Below are 21,161 nucleotides of genomic sequence, written 5' to 3'. Positions count from 1 at the left end.
CCCCCGCGGGGGCCGCTCCCCCCCCCCCCCCCCCCCCGCGCCGGCGCGGGGCCCCCCCGCCGCCCCCCCCCCCCCCCCCCCGGGGGGGGGGCGCCCGGGCGCGGCTTTTCGCGGTCGCGGCCGGGCGCGGCTTTTCGCGGCTCAGCCGGCGAACGCGCCGAACAGGTCTTTCAGCTTGTCAAAGACGCCCTCGCCGAAGCCGCCGTCGTCAATCTGCTTGCGGATCTCTTTCATCTCCGCCTTGATCGCCTCGAAGGCGTCCTCGCCGCCGTATTCCAGCGCCTCGCCCTTGGCGATCTGCACGTCGATCGCATCCAGCAGGCCCTTGAGGCGGGCGGTCTCGTCCTCCGTGCGATCGGCTTTCGCGGCCAGCGCCCTGGCGTCGGCGACCAGTATCCCGGCGTCGAGGATCGGCAGCGGCACGGCGACCTCGCTGACCACCAGCGTGCCCAGCGCATTGGCGAGAACATCGTTCGCGTCGTCAAGCTTGCCGTCCTTGATCAGCGCCGCCGCCGATTTCAGCGCCAGCGGATAGGTGGCGAGCGGCACGTAGGTGGTGGCGATGTCCACTTCGCTGGCGAGGCTGGCGATGATCGGGCGGGCGCGCTGCAGCTGGCGATCCGCCAGCAGCCGTTCGGCCTCGGCGCGGGCGGCGCGGATATCGGCGGGCGCGGCCTTGATGTCGATCACCGAACTGCTGACATCCACCGGCAGCAGCGCCACGTCCGGATTGGCGGTCAGCGCGATCTCCAGCTTGCCGATGGCGCGTTCCAGCGCGGCGATCGCCTCGTCGGGTTTCTGCGCCGCGAGCGCCTTGACGGCGGCGTCGGTTTCCTCGAGCGCGTCAACGGCTTCCTGCACCTCCGGGGCCGCGGCGTCGCGCGCCGCCTGCTCCGCCGCGCCGGCGGGGGATTTCGCGGTCTCGGCGTCGTCAGCGGTCTGCGCCGCAAGCGGCGATGCGGCGAAGGTCGCCAGCGACAGGGCCAGAACCGCGTCTTTCCATTTCAGCATGGTTGCATCCTTTCGGGTTGGGCCCTTGAAGAAGATGCAGCGCCGCACGGATGCCCGAAACCAGGGAAGGCGCCGCCGCGTTCCAGAGACAAGGGCATTGTCGTCGGCGAGAAAAATGGGTGCGGTCGGCCCTTTCGCAAGATCCCGCCGCCGGAAAATCTTCGCCGGCCGGCGGGGCGCGCAAAAGTGTCGCGCAGGCCTGTCAGGCGGTGGCGGGCAGACGGCTTCGACCATGTTCGAACATGGCCCCACCGGCCCGCCGCCCCTTGCGGCGCGACCCCGGTTCCTGTATGGACCGGTCTTCGAAATTCAGGGGCGTCGCCGCTTCCGGCCCGCATGACGGGCGCGCGCGGCGGTCAGTCCCGACAACATCGGCCACAGGAGCCCGGCGCATGCCGGTCGGACGCATCATGAAAAACGATCTGCATCCCGAATACCACGTGATCAACGTGAAGATGACCAATGGCGACATCGTGCAGATGCGCTCGACCTACGGGTCCGAGGGCGACACGCTGACGCTGGACATCGACCCCTCGGTGCACCCGGCCTGGATCGGCGGCGGCGCCCGCCTGATGGACACCGGCGGCCGGGTTTCCAAGTTCAAGAAGAAATACGAAGGCCTCGGCTTCTGATCTTTTCCGGATCGGGCCCGACGGCCCTTTCCCCCCGCGAGGGGATTGGCTAGTTTGCGAGCGCGCCCCCGGCGGGGGCGCGTTTTCGCATGTCTTCGCATTCCAAAGGTGAGGCTGGCGCGTGGCGCATATCATCGTGACCGGCAATGAAAAGGGCGGAAGCGGCAAGTCCACCACCGCCATGCACATCTTCGCGGCCATCGCCCGGACGGGGCGCGGGGTCGGGGCGCTGGACCTCGATCTGCGCCAAAAGACCTTCTTTCGCTATCTGGAGAACCGCGAGGCCTATGCCGGACGCTCCGGGCAGGCATTGTCCCTGCCCCGCCGTCTGGCGCTGGCGCCCTCGGACCTGCGCGACCGGGTGGCCGCCGAGCAGGAGGAGGAGCAGCGGTTTTCCGCCGCCATCGCCGATCTGGACCGAAGCTGCGATTTCATCATCATCGACTGTCCCGGCTCGGACAGCTTTTACAGCCAGATGGCCCATGCCGCCGCCGACACGCTGATCACTCCGATCAATGACAGCCTGGTGGATTTCGACCTGCTGGCGCGGCTCGACCCGGAAACCGGCAAGGTGCTGGGCCCCTCGATCTATTCCGAGATGGTGTGGAAATCGCGCCAGCTGCGATCGCAGGCCGGGCTGAAGCCGGTGGATTGGGTGGTGCTGCGCAACCGGGTGTCGACGCTGCACGCGCGCAACAAGCGCAAGGTGGGCCAGGCGGTGGCCGATCTGAGCAAGCGCATCGGCTTTCGCATCGTGCCGGGGTTTTCGGAACGGGTGATCTTTCGCGAAATGTTCCTGAACGGGCTCACCCTGCTGGATCTGAAGGATCAGGGCTTCAAGTTCACGCTCAGCCACATCGCGGCGCGCCAGGAAGTCCGCGACCTGGTGAAATCGCTGGAGCTGCCCGGGCTGGAGGACGCCGCCTGAAGCTGGTAACGCTTCGCCAAGACGCGGCTGCTATAGCGCCGTGAGGATTATGTGTTTGTTTGACAGGGAGACGCCGCCATGCGCGTTGCGATGATCGGCACCGGATATGTGGGACTCGTGTCGGGGGTGTGCTTTTCGGATTTCGGCCATGAGGTGATCTGCGTCGACAAGCTTGCCGACAAGGTGACGATGCTGCAACGCGGCGAGGTTCCGATCTTCGAACCCGGGCTCGACGATCTGATGAAGCGCAACGTCGAGTCCGGGCGGCTGACCTTCACCACCGACCTCGCCGCCGCGGTGTCCGGCGCGGACGCGGTGTTCATCGCGGTGGGCACGCCGACGCGGCGCGGCGACGGGCATGCGGACCTCACCTATGTCTACGCGGCGGCGAAGGAACTGGCCGACGTGATGGACGGCCACACGGTGGTGGTGACCAAATCCACCGTCCCCGTGGGCACCAATCGCGAGGTCGAGCGGGTGATCGGCGCAAGGCTGGCCGAGACCGGGCGCGACGTGACCTTCGACGTCGCCTCCAACCCGGAATTCCTGCGCGAGGGCGCGGCGATCGAGGATTTCATGCGCCCCGACCGCGTGGTGGTGGGCGCCGAGACCGACGCCGCGCGCGCGGTGATGCGCGAAATCTACCGCCCGTTGTCGCTGCGCGAAGCCCCGGTGATGTTCACCACGCTGGAATCGGCGGAAATGATCAAATACGCCGCCAACGCGTTTCTGGCGACGAAGATCACCTTCATCAACGAAATCGCCGACCTGTGCGAAAAGGTCGGCGCCGACGTGAAAGCCGTGTCCAAGGGCATGGGGCTTGACGGGCGCATCGGCAACAAGTTCCTGCATGCCGGACCGGGCTATGGCGGGTCGTGCTTTCCCAAGGACACCCAGGCGCTGGCGCGCACCGGGCAGGATTTCTCGACCCCCATGCGCATCGTGGAAACCGTGATCGAGGTGAATGACGCGCGCAAGCGCGCCATGGCCGGCAAGGTGATCGACATCTGCGGCGGCTCGGTGAACGGCAAGCGGGTGGCGGTCTACGGCGTCACCTTCAAGCCCAACACCGACGACATGCGCGACAGCCCGGCGCTGACCATCGTCCCGGCGCTGATCGGCGCCGGCGCCCAGGTGGCCGTGGTCGACCCGGAAGGGCGCAAGGAGGGCGAGGCGCTGCTGCCCGGCGCGATCTGGTGCGCCGACCCCTACGAGGCCGCGGCAGGCGCCGAGGCGACGGTGCTGATCACCGAATGGAACGAATTCCGCGCGCTCGATCTTTCGCGGCTGAAATCGGTGATGAGCGGCGACGGCTTCGTCGATCTGCGCAACGTCTATTCGCCCGAGGACGCGGCCAGGGCCGGGCTGCGCTACGTGTCCGTGGGGCGCTGAACGCGAGAAGACGCCGTTTTTCGACTATGCGCCCATGCACAGGAGCGCGTTTCCGAGCGCCGCGACGCTGCTGTATCCGTCGCCGGGGCCCGAGATGGCCTTCATCCTCGGGCAGACGGCGCGGGGCGGGTTCGCGGCGATGTTCGGCATCTGGACCGGGGCGTTCGGGCGGCGGGTCTTTCGTCTCGGACCGGGTGAAGGGCGAGCGGCGCTTTTCGGCGATCTATCGGCAGGGCGCGCTGGCGGGGCTGCTGAACCCGAGGGTCGCGGTGTTTTTCCTCGCCGTCCTGCCGCCATTCGTGGTCGAGGCCGCCGGCCCGGTCTGGGCGCAGCTGTTTCCGCGCGGGTTCCTGATCATTGTCGCCGCCGCCTTCATCGAACCGCCGCTGGTGTTGGCGGGCGGAAAGCTGACCGCGAGGCTGCGCGACACCCCCCGCATCGGGCTGTGGATGGAACGCACGCTCGGCGGGATCTTCGCGGCGCTCGGCTTGCGGCTGGCCATGGCGGAGCGATAGGCCGAAATCGCCCCTGCCCGACGCGCTCAGCCGAGGATGAAATCCCCGGCGTCAAGATCCCCGGCGGCGTTCTCGACCACCACCACGTTGGATGCGAAACCACGATGGCGTCGCCGTCGAGCGTCGAAATCGACAATCGCGCGAAACTGGCCGCGCCAGCGGTGATTTCGAACCGGTCCGCGCCGCCGCCCCTGGCGAGCCTGTCGGCGCCGTTGCCGCCGATCGGCGTGTCGCCGACGCTTCTGCCGATGATCACCTCATCGCCGGCGAAAGCCAGGCGCCGCCCGCCCTCGGACAGGGTCACGCTGTCCTCCCCGTCGCTGAAGAAGGTCACCTGAATGCGCGCCTCGGACAGGAACGCGTCCGGGGCGTCGGCGGCGCGTTCACGGTCTGGATGAAATCCGCCACCGCAAGATACGACTTCCCCCAGGCCTCGACAAGCTCGACCCCCTCACCGAGGTCGATCAATGCGTCGTCGGCGACGGTCTGCATCTGCGTGATCGCGCCGTCGGCGCCGACCAATCGGATTCCGGCGGGCGGTCAACTGTCCGATGCGCCTCGCCCGAACAATTGAAATGTCGCGCAAAAAGGAGAACGCCTGAGCAGCCGCTCAGCCGGCGATATGCACTTCGATATCGTGTTCGATGCACAGCCGGGCGATGCTGGGCGGCAGCGCCCGGTCGGTGAACAGGGCGTCGAGATCGCAGATCGAGGCCAGGCGCACCGGCGCCGAGCGTTCGAATTTCGACCCGTCCGTAACCAGGAAAACCTTGCGCGCGTTCTGGATGATCGCCTGCGCCACGCGCACCTCGCGATAGTCGAAATCCAGCAGCGTGCCGTCGAGATCCACCGCCGAGGCGCCGATGATGGCGATGTCCACCTTGAACTGGCGGATGAAATCCGTGGTCGCCTCGCCCACCAGCGCGTTGTCGCTGCGGCGCAGCACGCCGCCGGCCACCACCACCTCGCAATCGGCGTTCTGGGCCAGGGTCATGGCGACGTTCATGTTGTTGGTGATCGCCATCAGGTCGCGATGAGACAGCAGGGCGCGGGCCACGGCCTCGGTCGTGGTGCCGATGTTGATGAACAGCGAGGAGCCGTCGGGGATGCTTTCGGCGCAGAGCCGGGCGAGGGATTCCTTTTCCTCGCGCATATGGGCGCGGCGCTGGTCGTAGCCCAGATTGACCGCGCCCGAGGACACCACCGCCCCGCCATGGGTGCGCAGCAGCGCCGATTGAACGCATAATTCGTTGAGGTCGCGGCGGATGGTCTGGGGCGACACGTCGAAACGCCCGGCCAGCCCGTCGACGGTGACGTGCCCCGCCTCCTGCGCGATCTCTAGGATCTGCTTCTGACGAATTGAAAAGCCCATATGCGCTCGCTTTCTTTCATTTTCACTTTAAACGCGCGCGAGCAGCGCACAAGATGAAACTTGGCCGCGCGAGGCATGAACAAGTCATTCATTCGGCGGATGTTTTTTTCGCCCCGGCCCGCGCCCGGGGAAACCGCGGATTGTGGCGGAAAAGAGTCGAAACTTCAGGCGGTTGTGTTTGAATGGTGATTTTTTCACTCGATTTCGTTGATATGCTTTCGCTATTGACAGAAACGCGCATTCGCGAGCATAAATCACCCACGGAAACAACGGGAGCCCATCGCATATGCGAGATCTGCTCATCATTGGCGGCGGCGTGAACGGGTGCGGCATCGCCCGGGACGCGGTTGGGCGCGGGCTCTCGGTGACGCTGGCGGAACAGGGCGATCTGGCGCAGGCCACGTCCTCGGCCTCGACCAAGCTGTTCCATGGCGGGCTGCGCTATCTTGAGTATTACGAATTCCGCCTGGTGCGCGAGGCGCTGATCGAACGCGAGACGCTGCTCAGCGCCATGCCGCACATTTCCTGGCCCATGCGATTCGTGCTGCCCTACAGCAAGGGCATGCGACCGGCCTGGCTGCTGCGGCTGGGGCTGTTTCTCTACGACCATCTGGGCGGGCGCAAGATCCTGCCGGCCACGAAGACGCTGGATCTGACCCGGGATCCGGCGGGCAAGCCGCTGAAGCCCGGCTTCAGGACGGCTTTCGAATATTCGGATTGCTGGGTGCAGGACAGTCGGCTGGTGGCGCTGAACGCCCGCGACGCGGCGGCGCGCGGGGCCGACATCCGCACCCGCACCCGCTGCGAAAGCATCACGCGCGACGGCGATCACTGGCGCGTCGCGCTGCGCGACGCCGAGACCCGGGAGCGCAGCGAAATCAAGGCCCGCGCCGTGGTCAACGCCGGCGGCCCCTGGGTGGCGGAAATCATCCACAAGCAGGCCGGGCTGAAGACCAGGGACAAGATCCGGCTGGTGCGCGGCAGCCATATCGTGACCCGAAAGCTGTTCGACCACGACCGGCCGTATTTCTTCCAGAACGCCGACGGGCGCATCCTGTTCGCGATCCCCTACGAGACCGATTTCACCCTGATCGGCACCACCGATCAGGACCATGACGGCCCCCCCTCGGAGGCGGTCTGCACCGAGGCGGAGGTGGACTATCTTTGCGCCGCGGTGTCCGAATATTTCCGCGATCCGGTCACCCCCGGGGACGTGGTGTGGAGCTATTCCGGCGTGCGGCCGCTTTACGACGACGGCGCGTCCTCGGCCACCGCGGCGACGCGCGACTACGTGCTGACGGTGGAGGACGGATCGGGCGACGGCGGGCCGGCGCAGGCGCCGCTGCTCAACATCTTCGGCGGCAAGATCACCACCTATCGCAAGCTGTCCGAGGCGGCGTTGGCCAAGCTGGCGCCGTATTTCCCCGAGGCGACGGGAAACTGGACCGCCGGCGTGGCGATCCCCGGCGGCGATTTCCCGGTGGACGGCGCCGCGGCGCTGACCGCGCGGATCCGCGACGCGCATCCCTATCTGGACGAGGCCTGGGCGCTGCGGCTGATGCGCGCCTACGGCACGCAGACGCTGGACTTGCTTGAAGGCGCGAAAAGCGCCCATGATCTGGGGCGGGATTTCGGCGCGACGCTCAGCGAGCGCGAGGTCTGCTGGCTGATGGACAAGGAATGGGCCCGCAGCGCCGAGGACGTGCTCTGGCGCCGCGGCAAGCTGGGCCTGCGCCTGAGCGACGAACAGGCCGGGGCGCTCGACGACTGGATGGCGGCGCGCCGGCGGGCGGCGGGGAGCGCCGCGCAAGACGACGCCATGCAAGACGACGCCGCAGAAAGCGACAATGACAGGGAGCGCAAGGCGCAATGACGCTGGTTCTTGAAGGCGTGTCCAAGGTGGTCGGGGCGGAAACCCAGATCCCCCCCACCGACCTGACGCTGGAAAAAGGCAGCATGAACGTGCTGCTTGGCCCGACGCTGTCGGGCAAGACCTCGATGATGCGGCTGATGGCCGGGCTCGACGTTCCCGCCGCCGGGCGCATCCTGTGGGATGGCGCCGACGTCACCGGCATGCGGGTGCAGGACCGGCGCGTGGCCATGGTCTATCAGCAGTTCATCAACTACCCGACCATGAGCGTGCGCGACAACATCGCCTCGCCGCTGAAGCTGATGGGGCTGGGCAAGGCCGAGATCGACGACCGGGTGGCCAGGGCCGCCGCCATGGTCAAGCTTGGCGAGGATCAGCTGAACCGCCCGCCGCTGGAACTGTCGGGGGGCCAGCAGCAGCGCTGCGCGCTGGCCCGGGCGCTGGTGAAGAACGCCGGGCTGGTGCTGCTGGACGAACCGCTGGCCAATCTCGACTACAAGCTGCGCGAAGAACTGCGCGAGGAGATCCCCCGCATCTTCGCCGAATCCGGGGCGATCTTCGTCTACGCCACCACCGAGCCGCACGAGGCGCTGCTGCTTGGCGGGGCCACCGCCTGCCTGTGGGAGGGGCGCGTGACCCAGTTCGGCCCGACGCCCGACGTCTACCGACGCCCGGCGGACGTGACCACGGCGCGGGTGTTTTCCGACCCGCCGATGAATTTCGCCGCCATGACCAAGACCGGCGACCGGCTGAGCTTCGGCGGCGACGAGGCCGCCGCCGCGGGGCCGCTGGCGGCGCTGGCGGACGGGCGCTATCTGGCCGGGTTCCGCCCCGACCACCTGGACATCGAGCGGCGCGCCGGCGATGCGCTGGCCTTCGCGGCCACGGTCTCGGTCACCGAATTCACCGGATCCGAAAGCTTCATCCACGTGACCCGCGGCGACGATCGCTGGGCGGCGATCGTTCCGGGGGTGCGCGACCTGCCCATCGGCGCGCAGACCCAGGTCTACGTGAATCCCGAACATGTCTACGTTTTCGGCGAGGACGAGCGGCTGATCGCGGCCGCCGCCTACGCGCAAGCGACCTGAGGGGGCGAAAGCATGGCGCGCATCACGCTGTCCAATCTGGCGCATTCCTACCTGCCCAAGCCCTCGGGCAAGGCGGATTACGCGCTGAAAACCATGAATCACGAATGGGAGGACGGCGGGGCCTATGCGCTGCTCGGGCCTTCGGGCTGCGGCAAGACCACGCTGCTCAACATCATATCGGGGCTGCTGGTCCCCTCCGAAGGCCGGGTGCTGTTCGGCGATCAGGACATGACCGAACTGCCGACGGCGGCGCGCAACATCGCGCAGGTGTTCCAGTTTCCCGTCGTCTACGACACCATGACGGTTTACGACAATCTGGCCTTTCCGCTGCGCAACAAGGGCGAATCCGAGACCTATGTGGACCAGCGGGTGCGCGCCATCGCCGAGATGACCGGGCTCGCCGACAGCCTGCGCCAGAAGGCCCGCGGCCTGACCGCCGACGCCAAGCAGAAGATCTCGCTGGGGCGCGGCATGGTGCGCGAGGACGTGAACGCCATCCTGTTCGACGAGCCGCTGACGGTCATCGACCCGCATCTGAAATGGGAATTGCGCACCCAGCTCAAGACCCTGCACCGGGAATTCGGCCACACCATGATCTACGTGACCCACGATCAGACCGAGGCCCTGACCTTCGCCGACAAGGTGGTGGTGATGCATGACGGCGAGGTGGTGCAGATGGGCGCCCCGGCGGAGCTGTTCGAACGCCCGACGCACACTTTCGTCGGCTATTTCATCGGCTCGCCGGGCATGAACGTGCTGGCGGCGAAGGTCGAAGGCGCCTCGGCCTGGCTTGGCGGGGTCGAGATCCCGCTGGCGCGCGCCTACCCGCCGCTGTCGGGCAAGGTCGAGATCGGCGTGCGCCCGGAATTCGCCCGCCTGACCGGCGACGGCGCCGGGCTGCCGGTCAATATCCGCCGGGTCGAGGACATCGGCCGCCACAAGATCGTGCGCGCCGAATTCGAGGGCGCCGAGGTCAACGTCATCGCGCCCGAGGGCGCGGAGATCGGCCCCGAGCTCACCCATGTGGTTTTCGAGCCCAAGGCCGTCAATGTCTACGCCGACGGCTGGATCGTCGCCGGCGAAACCGGTTCGGGAAAGGCCGCCTGATGGAAAAGACCGTCAATCAACGCGCGTGGTTCCTGGTGGCGCCGATGCTGGTGCTGGTGCTGTTTTCGGCGGTGATCCCGCTGATGACGGTGGTGAACTATTCGATTCAGGACACCTTCGGCAACAACGTGTTCTTCCCCGCCGGGCTGGAATGGTTCGAGGAGATCCTGCAATCCGACCGCATCCATGACGCGCTGCTGCGCCAGCTGGCGTTTTCCGGGATCATCCTGACGATCGAGGTGCCGCTGGGCATCTTCGTGGCGCTCAACATGCCCAAGAAGGGGGTCTGGTCCTCGGTCTGCCTGATCCTCATGGCGCTGCCGCTGCTGATCCCGTGGAACGTGGTGGGCACCATCTGGCAGATCTTCGGGCGGGTGGACATCGGGCTGCTGGGCTACACGCTGGCCAGCCTCGGCATCGACTACAACTACACCCAGAACGCCTTCGACGCCTGGGCGACGGTGATCGTCATGGACGTGTGGCACTGGACCTCGCTGGTGGTGCTGCTGTGCTACGCCGGGCTGCAATCCATCCCCGAGGCCTATTACCAGGCGGCCAAGATCGATCAGGCCAGCCGCTGGAAAGTGTTCCGCTACATCGAATTGCCCAAGATGCAGGGGGTGCTGCTGATCGCCATCCTGCTGCGCTTCATGGACAGCTTCATGATCTACACCGAGCCCTTCGTGGTCACCGGCGGCGGCCCGGGCAACGTCACCACCTTCCTGTCCATCGACCTGGTGAAAATGGCCATCGGGCAGTTCGACCTCGGCCCGGCGGCGGCGTTCTCGCTGATCTACTTCCTGGTGATCCTGCTGCTCAGCTGGGTGTTCTTCACGGTGATGACCAATTTCGACAAGAGGGACGGATGATGGCCGCGCCCGCCCCCAACGCCGCCGCGAAAAAGCGCCTCGGGATCAACGTCTCGGCGCTGACCACGGCGCTATACATCCTGTTCCTGATGCTGCCGGTCTACTGGCTGATCAACATGAGCCTGAAGACCAACGAAGAAATCACCGGGGTGTTCTCGCTCTGGCCCCAAAACCTGACATTCGCCAATTACATGGTGATCTTCACCGACCCGAGCTGGTATATGGGTTATGTGAATTCCATCATCTATGTGCTTATGAACATGGTGATATCACTGGCCGTCGCCCTGCCCGCCGCCTATGCGTTCAGCCGCTACGCGTTTCTGGGCGACAAGCATCTGTTCTTCTGGCTGCTCACCAACCGCATGGCGCCGCCGGCGGTGTTCGCGCTGCCGTTCTTTCAGCTGTATTCGTCGGTGGGGCTGTTTGACACCCATATCGCGGTGGCGCTGGCGCACACCCTGTTCAACGTGCCGCTGTCAGTGTGGATTCTGGAAGGGTTCATGCGCGGCGTGCCCAAGGAAATCGACGAAACCGCCTATATCGACGGCTATTCCTTCGGTCGCTTCTTCGTCAAGATATTCATGCCGCTGATCGCCTCGGGAATCGGGGTGGCGGCGTTCTTCGCCTTCATGTTCTCCTGGGTCGAACTGTTGCTGAGCCGCACGCTCACCGCCGTCGACGCCAAGCCGATCGCCGCGGTCATGACCCGCACGGTGTCCGCCTCGGGGCTTGACTGGGGGGTGCTGGCGGCGGCGGGGGTGCTGACCATCATCCCCGGCGCGCTGGTCATCTGGTTCGTGCGCAACCACATCGCCAAGGGCTTCGCCCTGGGCCGCGTCTGAGGAGGACAGACAATGGATCTTTCATGGATGGCCTGGACCCCGGCGACGGCGATCTTCTTCGGGGTCATTTTCCTGATGCTGGCGGGCATGACCATATGGGGCGTCTACGCCCCGCAGGCCCCGCGCATGGGCGTGCTGCGCTTCGAGACCACGCCGGGCGACCGGCTGTTCGTCAGCCTGCTGGGATCGGCCTTCATCTGTCTCGCATGGCTCGCCGCCTTCGGCGGGCCGTTGTGGTGGGCGCTCGGCGTCTGCCTGATCTACGCCGCGGCGGTGTTCCGCTGGGTGTGAGCTGACGCCAATCGTGCGTCGATCTCGCGCAACCGCCGATCCCGGCGGTCGCGCATACGCGAATTGTCTAAACCAAGGGAGGAAAGACAATGAGGATCTACATCAAATCGACCGTGGCGGCGGTCGCCCTGATCGCCGTCGCGGGCGGCGCCTGGGCGGACGAAGCGGCGATCGCCAAATGGCTGGCGGAATTTCAGCCATCGGTGCTGAGCGAGGCCGACCAGACCGCCGAGATGCAGTGGTTCGCCAAGGCGGCGGAGCCGTTCAAGGGCATGGAAATCAAGGTGGCCTCCGAAACCCTCGACACCCATGTCTACGAATCCAAGACCCTGGCCAAGGCGTTCACCGAGATCACCGGCATCAAGGTCACCCATGATCTGATTGGCGAGGGCGACGTGGTCGAGAAGCTGCAGACCCAGATGCAGACCGGCCAGAACATCTACGACGCCTATGTCAACGACAGCGACCTGATCGGCACCCACTGGCGCTACCAGCAGGTGCGCAACCTCACCGACTGGATGGCCGGCGACGGCGCCGACGTGACCAACCCCGGGCTGGATCTGTCCGACTTCATCGGCACCCAGTTCACCACCGCGCCGGACGGCAAGCTTTACCAGCTGCCCGACCAGCAGTTCGCCAACCTCTACTGGTTCCGCTACGACTGGTTCAACGACGCCAAGAACCAGGCCGATTTCAAGGCCAAATACGGCTACGATCTCGGCGTGCCGGTCAACTGGTCGGCCTATGAGGACATCGCCGAATTCTTCACCGGCCGCGACCTCAGCCACATGGGCATCGAGGGCGAGATTTTCGGCAACATGGATTACGGCAAGAAGGATCCGAGCCTCGGCTGGCGCTACACCGATGCGTGGATGTCCATGGCCGGCATGGGCGACAAGGGCGAACCCAACGGCCTGCCGGTGGATGAATGGGGCATCCGGGTCAACGAAAAGTCCCAGCCCGTGGGCTCCTGCGTCGCGCGCGGCGGCGCCACCAACGGCCCGGCCGCCGTATATGCGGTGACCAAGGCGATCGAGTGGCTGCAGAAATATTCGCCGCCCGCCGCCGCCGGCATGACCTTCTCGGAGGCGGGCCCGGTTCCCGCGCAGGGCAACGTCGCCCAGCAGATGTTCTGGTACACCGCCTTCACCGCCGCGTCGGTCAAGCCTGACCTGCCGGTGATGAACGAGGACGGCACGCCGAAATGGCGCATGGCCCCTTCGCCGCACGGCGCTTACTGGAGCGAGGGCACCAAGGTCGGCTACCAGGACGTTGGCTCCTGGACGATAATGAAGTCGACGCCCACCGATCGCGCCAAGGCCGCCTGGCTCTACGCGCAGTTCGTGACCTCCAAGACGGTGGATCTGAAGAAGTCCGACGTGGGCCTGACCTTCATCCGCAAATCCACCATCGACAGCGATTACTTCTCCGAGCGGGCCAACCGCCTTGGCGGACTGATCGAATTCTACCGCTCGCCGGCCCGGGTCGCGTGGTCGCCGACCGGCACCAACGTGCCTGACTATCCCAAGCTGGCGCAGCTCTGGTGGCAGAACATCGGCGACGCCATGTCGGGGGCCAAGACCCCGCAGGGCGCGCTTGACGGGCTCTGCGCCGATCAGGAAAAGGTGATGGCGCGCATCGAACGTTCCGGCGTTCAGGGCGATATCGGCCCGAAGCTGAACCCGGAGAAGCCGGCCGAGTACTGGCTGTCCCAGCCCGGCGCGCCCAAGGCGAAACTGGCCAATGAGAAGCCGACGCCGCAGACCATCTCCTATGACGAGCTGATCAAGTCCTGGCAGTAGGCCCGGGCTTGCGAGAACGGGGCGGGGGGCCATGCCTCCCGCCCTTTTCGCATCGGCGCCGGCGGGCCGATGGCGGATCGGCGACCGCGCTGTCGCTTTGAGCGCCATTCGCGTGATGCTGGCGCGACGGCGCGCGCTCGCCTGAACAGGGAGGATTTTCGCCATGACCCATATACTGGCCATCGATCAGGGCACGACCTCGTCGCGCGCCATCCTGTTTGACGCCGAGCGCCGCGTCAAAGCCGTGGGGCAGCAGGAATTTCCCCAGCATTTCCCCGATTCCGGCTGGGTCGAACACGATCCCGCCGACCTCTGGTCCTCGACGATCGCCACCTGCCGCGCCGCCATGGCGCGCGGCGGCGTCAGCGCCCGCGACATCGCCGCCATCGGCATCACCAACCAGCGCGAGACCACGCTGGTCTGGGATCGCGCTTCGGGCAAGCCGATCCACAACGCCATCGTCTGGCAGGACCGGCGCACCGCCCCGGTCTGCGCCCGGCTGAAGGCCGAGGGGCATGAACCCATGGTCGCGGCGCGCACCGGGCTGCTGCTGGATCCGTATTTTTCCGGCACCAAGCTGGCCTGGATCCTGGACAACGTGGCGGGCGCGCGGGCGAAGGCCGAGGCCGGCGACCTGCTGTTCGGCACGGTGGACACCTGGCTGATCTGGAAGCTCACCGGGGGCGAAGCGCACGCCACCGACGCCACCAACGCCGCGCGCACCCTGCTTTACGACATCCGCGAAGGGCGCTGGGACGAGGACCTGTGCCGGCTGCTCGGCGCGCCCATGGCCATGCTGCCCGAGGTGCGCGACAGCGCCGCTGATTTCGGCATGACCCGCGCCGATCTGTTCGGATCGCCGATCCCGATCACCGGCGTGGCGGGCGATCAGCAGGCGGCCGCCGTCGGGCAGGCCTGCTTTCGGCCCGGCATGATGAAATCCACCTACGGCACCGGCTGCTTCGCGCTGCTCAACACCGGCGCGGCGCCGGTGATCTCGAAAAACCGGCTGCTGACCACCATCGCCTATCAGATCGACGGCCAGCCGACCTACGCGCTGGAAGGTTCGATCTTCATCGCCGGGGCGGTGGTGCAATGGCTGCGCGACGGGCTGAAGATCATCCGCGAGGCAAGCGAGACCCAGCAATTGGCCGAAGCCGCCGATCCCAATCAGCGCGTCTACATCGTGCCCGCCTTCAACGGACTCGGGGCGCCCTATTGGGACGCGGAATGCCGCGGCGCGATCTTCGGGCTGACCCGCGCCTCGGGGCCGGCGGAATTCGCCCGCGCGGCGCTGGAAAGCGTCGGCTACCAGACCGGCGATCTGCTCGACGCCATGCGCCGGGACTGGGCCGCCGACGGCGAGACCGTGCTGCGCGTCGATGGCGGCATGACCGCCAGCGACTGGACCATGCAGTTCCTCGCCGACATGCTCGGCGCGCCCGTCGATCGCCCGATGATCCCCGAGACCACGGCATTGGGGGCCGCGTGGCTTGCGGGGATGCAGGCCGGGGTTTGGCCGGGCATGGAGGATTTCGCCGCCGGCTGGGCGCTGGACCGCCGGTTCGAACCGGCGATGGATGACGCGACCCGCGCCGCCAGGCGCGCCGGCTGGGCCGATGCGGTGCGCCGCACGCTCAGCGCCTGATTTTTTCCGTCATTGGCTCGGAGCGCCCATGTCCATCCCGTCCTTCGCCTTCGCCACCGCCGGTCGCATTCGTTTTGGCGCAGGCGTCGCGCCCGAGGCGGCGGCGGAAATCCGCGCGCTCGGCGCAAGGGCGCTGGTGGTCACCGGCGCGAGCGCTTCGCGCGCCGACTGGCTGGCGGAGGCGCTGAAAGGCGAGGGCGCGGAGGTCGAGCTCTTCGCGATTCCGGGCGAACCCACCGTCGCCATGGCCGAGGCCGGGGCGGCGCTGGCGCGGAATTTCGGCGCCGAGGTTCTGGTCGGAATCGGCGGCGGATCGGCGATCGACGCGGCCAAGGCGATCGCCGGGCTGGCCCCGCAGCCGGGCGGCGCCATGACGCATCTGGAGGTGGTGGGCGACGGCATGCCGCTCGCCGTCCCCGCCCTGCCGATCGTGGCCATTCCCACCACGTCGGGCACGGGCGCCGAGGTGACGCGCAACGCGGTGCTCGGCGTGCCCGAACGCCGGCGCAAGGTGTCGCTGCGCGATCCGGGCCTGTTGCCGCGGCTGGCGCTGGTCGATCCTGACCTGACCCGCGGCCTGCCCCGCGCGGTGACGCTGGCCACCGGGCTCGACGCGCTGACACAGGTGATCGAACCCTATGTTTCGCGCCGCGCCAACCCCATGACCGACGCCCTGTGCCGCGAGGCCATCCCGCGCGCCCTGGCCGCCCTGCCCCGGCTGATGCGCGACGGGGGCGGCGGGGGCGGCGGGGGCGAGGACGCGACTGCGCGTGCCGACATGGCGCTGGTCAGCCTGTTGGGCGGGCTGGCGCTGGCCAATGCCGGGCTGGGCGCGGCGCATGGGCTGGCCGGCGTGCTGGGCGGCCATGCGGGCGGCGCCCACGGCGCCATCTGCGGGCGGCTGCTGCCCCATGTGCTGCGCGCCAACCGCGCGGCGCCGGGGGATGCCGCGGCGCGGCTCGACGAGATCGCCGGCTGGATCGGCGCGGCGTTCGGGGTCGCGGCGCCCGGGGCCTTCGACGCGCTGGAAGACTGGATCGACGCGGCGGGTCTGCCTCGACTGGCCGATCTTGGCGTCGAGGCGGCGGCGCATGCGCAGATCGCGGCGGCCTCGGGGGCCTCGTCATCCATGAAGGGCAATCCGACGCCGCTGCCCGTCGCGACGCTGATCGCGATCCTCGACGCCGCCGGGTGACGCGCAACCGCGCTTGGCGCGGTTGCGAATATGGGCTATGTTCGCCTTATGTTCCGAGATGTTCATCCGCCTCCCGACTGGCCCCGCCCCCCCGCCAGCCTCCCCGCCGGGCGCCTGGACGAGCCGCCCGAAAAGGCCCGGATCTGCGTCGCCGGGCTGGTGATCGTGCGCCAGCGGCCGGGTTCGGCCAAGGGGGTGATCTTCGTGACGCTGGAGGACGAGACCGGCATCGCCAACATCGTCATCTGGCAAAAGGTCTATGAACGCTTTCGCCGGCAGGTGATCGCCGGGCGGCTGCTGCGCGTCACCGGGCGGGTGCAGCGCGACGGGCAGGTGGTGCATGTGGTGGCCGAACGCATCGAGGATCTGAGCGAGATGCTCGACGATCTGGCGCGGGGCGCGCGCGACATGCCGGCGCAGCCGGCGCTGGAGCACGCCGCCCATCGCCCCGGGAACGGCCCGAATCGCGGCACGGGGCGCCATGGCGGCGCCGGGCCGCGCCACCCCCGCCATCAGGCGCGACAACTGTTCCCGAGCCGGGATTTCCACTGAGCCGCCAAACGCAAGACGCCGCCCCGGGACGGGGCGGCGTCGATGCTTGCCGATGCGCCGCGCGGCGGCGCGGATCAGCTTTCGAGGCTGACGGCGATGAAGCGCAGGATGCCGCCGGAATTGATCAGCAGCAGCACCGACTTGCGCCCCGCCTCGCGCGCGGCGTCAACCTTTTCCTGGACCTCGGAGGGCTGGAGAACCTGCTCCTGCCCGACCTCGACGATCACGTCGCCGGGGCGCAGGCCCTTCTCGGCCGCCGGGCCGTCGGGCTTCACCTGTTCGATGAGCACGCCCTTGACCTCCTCGGCGACGCCGGCCTGTTCGCGCTTCTGGGGCGAAAGCGGCGACAGCATCATGCCCAGCACCTTCGTCGCCTGATCCGGATGCGCCGGCTGCTTCATCGAGGCGTTCTCGACCTTGGTCCCCTCGTCGAGCAGGCCCAGCTTGATCTTCAGCGTCTGGGTCTTGCCCTTGCGCCAGACCACCACCCGCACCGATTTGTCGACCTCGGTGTTGGCGACCATGCGCGGCAGGTCGCGCATTTCGGACACGTCGCGACCGTCGAATTTCAGGATCACGTCGCCGACCTGAAGCCCGCCTTCCGCCGCCGGGCCGTCATCGACCACGCCCGAAACCAGCGCCCCGGCCGCGTCATCGAGCCCCAGCCCCTCGGCGATCTCGTCGGTGACGGTCTGGATCTGCACGCCGAGCCAGCCGCGCCGGGTGACGCCGTTTTCGCGCAGCTGCTGGACCACGCCCGAGACGATCGCCGAGGGCACCGAGAAGCCGATGCCGATGGAACCGCCCGAGGGCGAGATGATCGCGGTGTTCACGCCGATGACCTCGCCGTCCATGTTGAACAGCGGGCCGCCGGAATTGCCCTTGTTGATGGCCGCGTCGGTCTGGATGAAGTCGTCATAGGGCCCGGCGTTGATGTTGCGGTTGCGCGCCGAGATGATGCCCGCGGAGACCGAGCCGCTGAAGCCCAGCGGGTTGCCGATGGCCAGCACCCAGTCGCCGACCCGCGCCGCGTCGCTGTCGCCGAAGGTGACGAAGGGCAGCGCCTTGGCCGCCTCGACCTTCAGCACCGCGATGTCGGTCTTGGGGTCGGTGCCCACCAGCGTCGCATCGAGGGATTCGCCGTCGGCGAAATTGATCTTGATCTCGTCGGCGTCCTTGATGACGTGGTTGTTGGTGACGATGTAGCCGTCCGCCGAGATCACGAAGCCCGAGCCGAGCGCGCGCAGCTTGCGCGGCCCGCCATTGCCCTGACCGCCGAACAGGTCCGGGAACAGGTCGCGAAACGGCGAGCCTTCGGGCAGCGTCGGGCCGCTGGGGCGCTGGGGCTGGGTCACGGTCTGCGAGGTGGCGATGTTGACCACCGCCGGATTGAGCCGCTCCACCAGGTCGGCGAAGCTGTCCGGGGCGCCGCGCGCGGCGGCGGCGTTCTGCACGGCGGCGAGCAGCAGCGCCAGCATGACGAAGGTCGCGATGACGAGACGCGGCAGAAACGCGGGCGCCGGATGGCGGCGCGCCGCTTGAACGCGGCTCTGCGCGACGATGGGCGTAGTGCTGTATTTCACCTTTGGTCCTCCGATTGATTGGACGCCTCTGCGCAAGCTGGGTCAGGCCTGTCTGACCCGAAGGCGCCGCCGCCAGCGAAAGGGGCGCTGCGGCGGAATTTGGGATTGCGCTTGAGTTGTGGTCTGAACGCGACAGTGCAAGGGAAACCGCGAAGGAAGTCTTCACAAAAAAGCGAGCGCGCGGCGCCGACGGCGTTTCCGGGGCGGTTCAACGGCTCATCCACAGCACGACGATCCCGGCCGCGGCCATGATCAGCCCGAGCGCGCGCAGTCGATCCCGGGGTTCGGCGCGCAGGCGGTCCAGCACGGACATCAGCAGGTCGGGGGCAAGCGCCAGCACCAGCCCTTCGAAAGCCAGCAGCGCGCCGATGGCGAAGATCAGATCGTGCAACCTTGCTGTCCTCTGCCCGCGACCGCGCCCGCGACGGGACGGGCGGCGGGGCGGGCGCATGGGTCGTCGGCCGGGACGCGGTCCCGGCCGGCGACGGCGTCAATTGGCGGTGCTGCCATAGAGATATTCGAAGAACTCGCTGTTGGGCGAGATCACCAGCGTTGAGTTCTCGCCGGTCAGCGCTTTCTCGTAAGCCGAGAGCGAGCGGTAGAAGGCGAAGAATTCCTGATCCCGTCCAAAGGCTTCGGCGAAGACCTTGTTGCGCCTCGCATCGGCCTCGCCGCGGATGATCTCGCTGTCCTTCCTGGCCGACGAGATCAGCTCCACCGCCTGGCGATCGGCGTTGGCGCGCACCTTCTGGGCCGCCTCTTCGCCGCGCGCGCGTTCGTCGGCGGCTTCGCGCACGCGTTCGGCCTGCATGCGCTGGAAGGTGGCCTGCAGGTTCTGGCGCGGCAGATCGGCGCGGCGGATTCGCACGTCGATGATCTCGACCCCCAATGTGCGGGCGCTGGTGCGGCTGGCGTCGCGGATGCGGGTCATCAGCCCCTCGCGATCCGCCGACAGGATGCTGTCGGACATCACCGAGCCGAGAACCTCGCGCAGCGCCGCGTTCAGCACCCGCCCCAGCCGGGGCAGCGCCGCCGCCTCGTTCTGCACCGCCTGGCGGAACAGCAGCGGGTCGGTGATGCGCCAGCGCGCGAAGGCGTCAACGATCAGGCGACGATCGTCAAGCGGCGTCACCTCAAGCTCGGAGCTGTCGAGCGGCAGGATGCGGTCCTCGTAATACACCACGTTCTGGATCAGCGGCAGTTTCCAGTAGAGGCCCGGTTCCTTGTAGCCGCCCCGCTCGCCGATCACCTGGCCGAACTGCAGCTTCAGCGCCTGCTTGCGCTCATCCACGATGAACAGCGAATTGGAGAGAAGAAACACGAAGAGCGCGATCAGCCCGATGGCGATGGGTCCCTTTTTCATCACTTCGACCCCCCCTTGCGAATTTCGTTGAGCGGCAGATACGGCACCACCCCCTGCCCCGCGCCGCTGACGCTTTCATCGATGATGATCTTGTCGACGCTGCTCAACACGCGCTCCATGGTTTCCAGATACAGGCGCTTGCGGGTGACGTCCTTGGCCTGGGCGTACTCGTCGTAGACGGCGATGAAGCGCGCGGCCTCGCCCTCGGCCTCGTTGACGATGCGGGCCGAATAGCCTTCGGCCTCCTGCAGCACCTGCGCGGATTCGCCGCGCGCCTGGGCCAGCCGCTGATTGGCGTAGGCCTCGGCGCGTTTTTCCGAGGTGTCCCGATCCTGCGCCGCCGCCTGCACGTCGCGGAAGGCGTCGATCACCTCCGGGGGCGGATCGGCGCCGTCGAAGTTGACCCGCACGATGTTGACGCCGCTTTTGTAGCTGTCGAGGGTCAGCTGGATCAGGTCCTCGACCTGCTGGCTGATGACGGCGCGGTCGCGGTTGAGGATCGGCTTCAGTTCGGAACGCCCGATGACCTCTCGCATGGCCGATTCCGACACCGCGCGGATGGTGGCGTCCGGCTCGGCGATGTTGAACAGGAATTTCGCCGGGTCGGCGATGTTCCAGACCACCTGGAAATCGATGTCGACGATGTTCTCGTCGCCGGTGAGCATCAGCCCGGCGTCGGTGCGCCGCCCGCGGCCGCCCGACGCGGCCTCCTCGCCGATGTTGATGATGGTCTCGCGGGTGACCGGCAGCTTTTCATAGGTGACCACCGGCCAGGGCGCGAAGTTGAGGCCCGGCCCCTGGGTGGCGAAGAACTTGCCGAACAGCAATTCGACCGATTCCTCCTCGGGCGCCACGGTGTAGATCGAAGCCGAGGCCCACAGCGCGATGGCGCCGAGGCCGATCAGCACATAGCCCCCCCGGCCAAGCCCGCCGCTGCCGAAACCGCCGCCGCCGCCGCCGCCGCGGCCGCCGTTCTTGTCGCCGAAGATCACCTTCAGCCGGTCGCGGCCCTGGCGCAGGATTTCATCCATGTCCGGGCCCTGACCGCCGCCCGGGCCGCCGCCCGGGCCGCCGCCGCCGCCGCCCCACGGGCCGCCGCCG

The 21,161-nt window shown here is 67.6% G+C and carries 20 protein-coding genes and 1 pseudogene; 15 read left to right on the top strand and 6 right to left on the bottom strand.

Going from position 1 to position 21,161, the window contains the following annotated elements; translation table 11 throughout:
• Window positions 1–141 precede the first annotated feature (141 nt).
• Window positions 142–1,011: a YfdX family protein gene (locus tag AC1HC7_RS11285; RefSeq protein WP_479495961.1), complete on the bottom strand. Its 870-nt coding sequence runs from the start codon at window positions 1,009–1,011 to the stop codon at window positions 142–144.
• A 410-nt stretch (window positions 1,012–1,421) separates the two neighbouring features.
• Here AC1HC7_RS11285 and rpmE point away from each other — a divergent pair, with 410 nt between their 5' ends.
• The 5 genes from rpmE to AC1HC7_RS11260 all read left to right on the top strand — a co-directional run bounded on the left by rpmE (window position 1,422) and on the right by AC1HC7_RS11260 (window position 5,052).
• The gene (gene rpmE / locus AC1HC7_RS11280; RefSeq protein WP_479495960.1) at window positions 1,422–1,643 is read left to right on the top strand and encodes a 50S ribosomal protein L31; all 222 of its coding nucleotides are present in this window, start codon (window positions 1,422–1,424) and stop codon (window positions 1,641–1,643) included.
• Window positions 1,644–1,764: 121 nt separating this feature from the next.
• Window positions 1,765–2,571 (top strand): division plane positioning ATPase MipZ, encoded by an 807-nt coding sequence (locus AC1HC7_RS11275; protein WP_479495959.1) that lies wholly within the window; start codon window positions 1,765–1,767, stop codon window positions 2,569–2,571.
• Between the two features lie 78 nt (window positions 2,572–2,649).
• On the top strand, window positions 2,650–3,963 hold the full coding sequence (locus AC1HC7_RS11270) for a UDP-glucose dehydrogenase family protein (protein ID WP_479495958.1): 1,314 nt from the start codon (window positions 2,650–2,652) through the stop codon (window positions 3,961–3,963).
• 194 nt (window positions 3,964–4,157) lie between these two features.
• Window positions 4,158–4,478, top strand: a complete 321-nt coding sequence (locus AC1HC7_RS11265; protein ID WP_479495957.1) for a LysE family translocator — start codon at window positions 4,158–4,160, stop codon at window positions 4,476–4,478.
• Between the two features lie 91 nt (window positions 4,479–4,569).
• A complete protein-coding gene (locus AC1HC7_RS11260) occupies window positions 4,570–5,052 on the top strand; it encodes a hypothetical protein (RefSeq protein ID WP_479495956.1) in 483 nt (160 codons plus the stop codon).
• A gap of 36 nt (window positions 5,053–5,088) precedes the next feature.
• Here the strand turns inward: AC1HC7_RS11260 and AC1HC7_RS11255 are convergent, their stop codons facing one another.
• Window positions 5,089–5,850, bottom strand: a complete 762-nt coding sequence (locus AC1HC7_RS11255; protein WP_479495955.1) for a DeoR/GlpR family DNA-binding transcription regulator — start codon at window positions 5,848–5,850, stop codon at window positions 5,089–5,091.
• 286 nt (window positions 5,851–6,136) lie between these two features.
• On the opposite strand from AC1HC7_RS11255, the gene glpD reads away from it, so the two are divergent.
• The 10 genes and pseudogenes from glpD to AC1HC7_RS11205 form a co-directional block, all read left to right on the top strand.
• Complete coding sequence (gene glpD / locus AC1HC7_RS11250) at window positions 6,137–7,723, top strand: glycerol-3-phosphate dehydrogenase (protein ID WP_479495954.1); 1,587 nt, start codon at window positions 6,137–6,139, stop codon at window positions 7,721–7,723.
• Window positions 7,720–8,808, top strand: a complete 1,089-nt coding sequence (locus tag AC1HC7_RS11245) for an ABC transporter ATP-binding protein (protein WP_479495953.1) — start codon at window positions 7,720–7,722, stop codon at window positions 8,806–8,808. The genes glpD and AC1HC7_RS11245 overlap by 4 nt, the downstream gene beginning before the upstream one ends.
• Before the next feature lie 12 nt (window positions 8,809–8,820).
• Window positions 8,821–9,915: an ABC transporter ATP-binding protein gene (locus AC1HC7_RS11240; RefSeq protein ID WP_479495952.1), complete on the top strand. Its 1,095-nt coding sequence runs from the start codon at window positions 8,821–8,823 to the stop codon at window positions 9,913–9,915.
• Window positions 9,915–10,784 carry a carbohydrate ABC transporter permease gene (locus AC1HC7_RS11235; protein WP_479495951.1) on the top strand — a complete coding sequence of 290 codons (870 nt, stop codon included), beginning with the start codon at window positions 9,915–9,917 and terminating at the stop codon, window positions 10,782–10,784. The genes AC1HC7_RS11240 and AC1HC7_RS11235 overlap by 1 nt, the downstream gene beginning before the upstream one ends.
• 89 nt (window positions 10,785–10,873) lie before the next feature.
• The gene (locus AC1HC7_RS11230) at window positions 10,874–11,626 is read left to right on the top strand and encodes a carbohydrate ABC transporter permease (protein ID WP_479496125.1); all 753 of its coding nucleotides are present in this window, start codon (window positions 10,874–10,876) and stop codon (window positions 11,624–11,626) included.
• Between the two features lie 12 nt (window positions 11,627–11,638).
• Window positions 11,639–11,917 carry a DUF2160 domain-containing protein gene (locus AC1HC7_RS11225; protein WP_479495950.1) on the top strand — a complete coding sequence of 93 codons (279 nt, stop codon included), beginning with the start codon at window positions 11,639–11,641 and terminating at the stop codon, window positions 11,915–11,917.
• An 89-nt stretch (window positions 11,918–12,006) separates the two neighbouring features.
• Window positions 12,007–13,719 carry an ABC transporter substrate-binding protein gene (locus AC1HC7_RS11220; RefSeq protein ID WP_479495949.1) on the top strand — a complete coding sequence of 571 codons (1,713 nt, stop codon included), beginning with the start codon at window positions 12,007–12,009 and terminating at the stop codon, window positions 13,717–13,719.
• 163 nt (window positions 13,720–13,882) lie between these two features.
• A complete protein-coding gene (gene glpK / locus AC1HC7_RS11215) occupies window positions 13,883–15,367 on the top strand; it encodes a glycerol kinase GlpK (protein WP_479499029.1) in 1,485 nt (494 codons plus the stop codon).
• Window positions 15,368–15,401: 34 nt separating this feature from the next.
• Entirely contained in the window at window positions 15,402–16,562 is a 1,161-nt protein-coding gene (locus tag AC1HC7_RS11210; RefSeq protein ID WP_479496124.1) for an iron-containing alcohol dehydrogenase, read from the top strand.
• A 30-nt stretch (window positions 16,563–16,592) separates the two neighbouring features.
• Window positions 16,593–16,952, top strand: a pseudogene (locus AC1HC7_RS11205) (OB-fold nucleic acid binding domain-containing protein); the annotation flags it as partial.
• A gap of 236 nt (window positions 16,953–17,188) precedes the next feature.
• Here the strand turns inward: AC1HC7_RS11205 and AC1HC7_RS11200 are convergent.
• The 4 genes from AC1HC7_RS11200 to hflK form a co-directional block, all read right to left on the bottom strand.
• A complete protein-coding gene (locus tag AC1HC7_RS11200; RefSeq protein ID WP_479496123.1) occupies window positions 17,189–18,592 on the bottom strand; it encodes a DegQ family serine endoprotease in 1,404 nt (467 codons plus the stop codon).
• 313 nt (window positions 18,593–18,905) lie between these two features.
• Window positions 18,906–19,088: a DUF2065 family protein gene (locus AC1HC7_RS11195; RefSeq protein WP_479495947.1), complete on the bottom strand. Its 183-nt coding sequence runs from the start codon at window positions 19,086–19,088 to the stop codon at window positions 18,906–18,908.
• A 99-nt stretch (window positions 19,089–19,187) separates the two neighbouring features.
• A complete protein-coding gene (gene hflC / locus AC1HC7_RS11190; protein ID WP_479495946.1) occupies window positions 19,188–20,060 on the bottom strand; it encodes a protease modulator HflC in 873 nt (290 codons plus the stop codon).
• A partial coding sequence (gene hflK / locus AC1HC7_RS11185) for an FtsH protease activity modulator HflK (RefSeq protein ID WP_479499028.1) occupies window positions 20,060–21,161 on the bottom strand: 1,102 nt, incomplete at its 5' end. The genes hflC and hflK, both read right to left, overlap by 1 nt.

It is taken from the genome of Oceanicella sp. (assembly GCF_056449545.1).
This window is presented reverse-complemented; position numbering and strand designations above follow the sequence as displayed.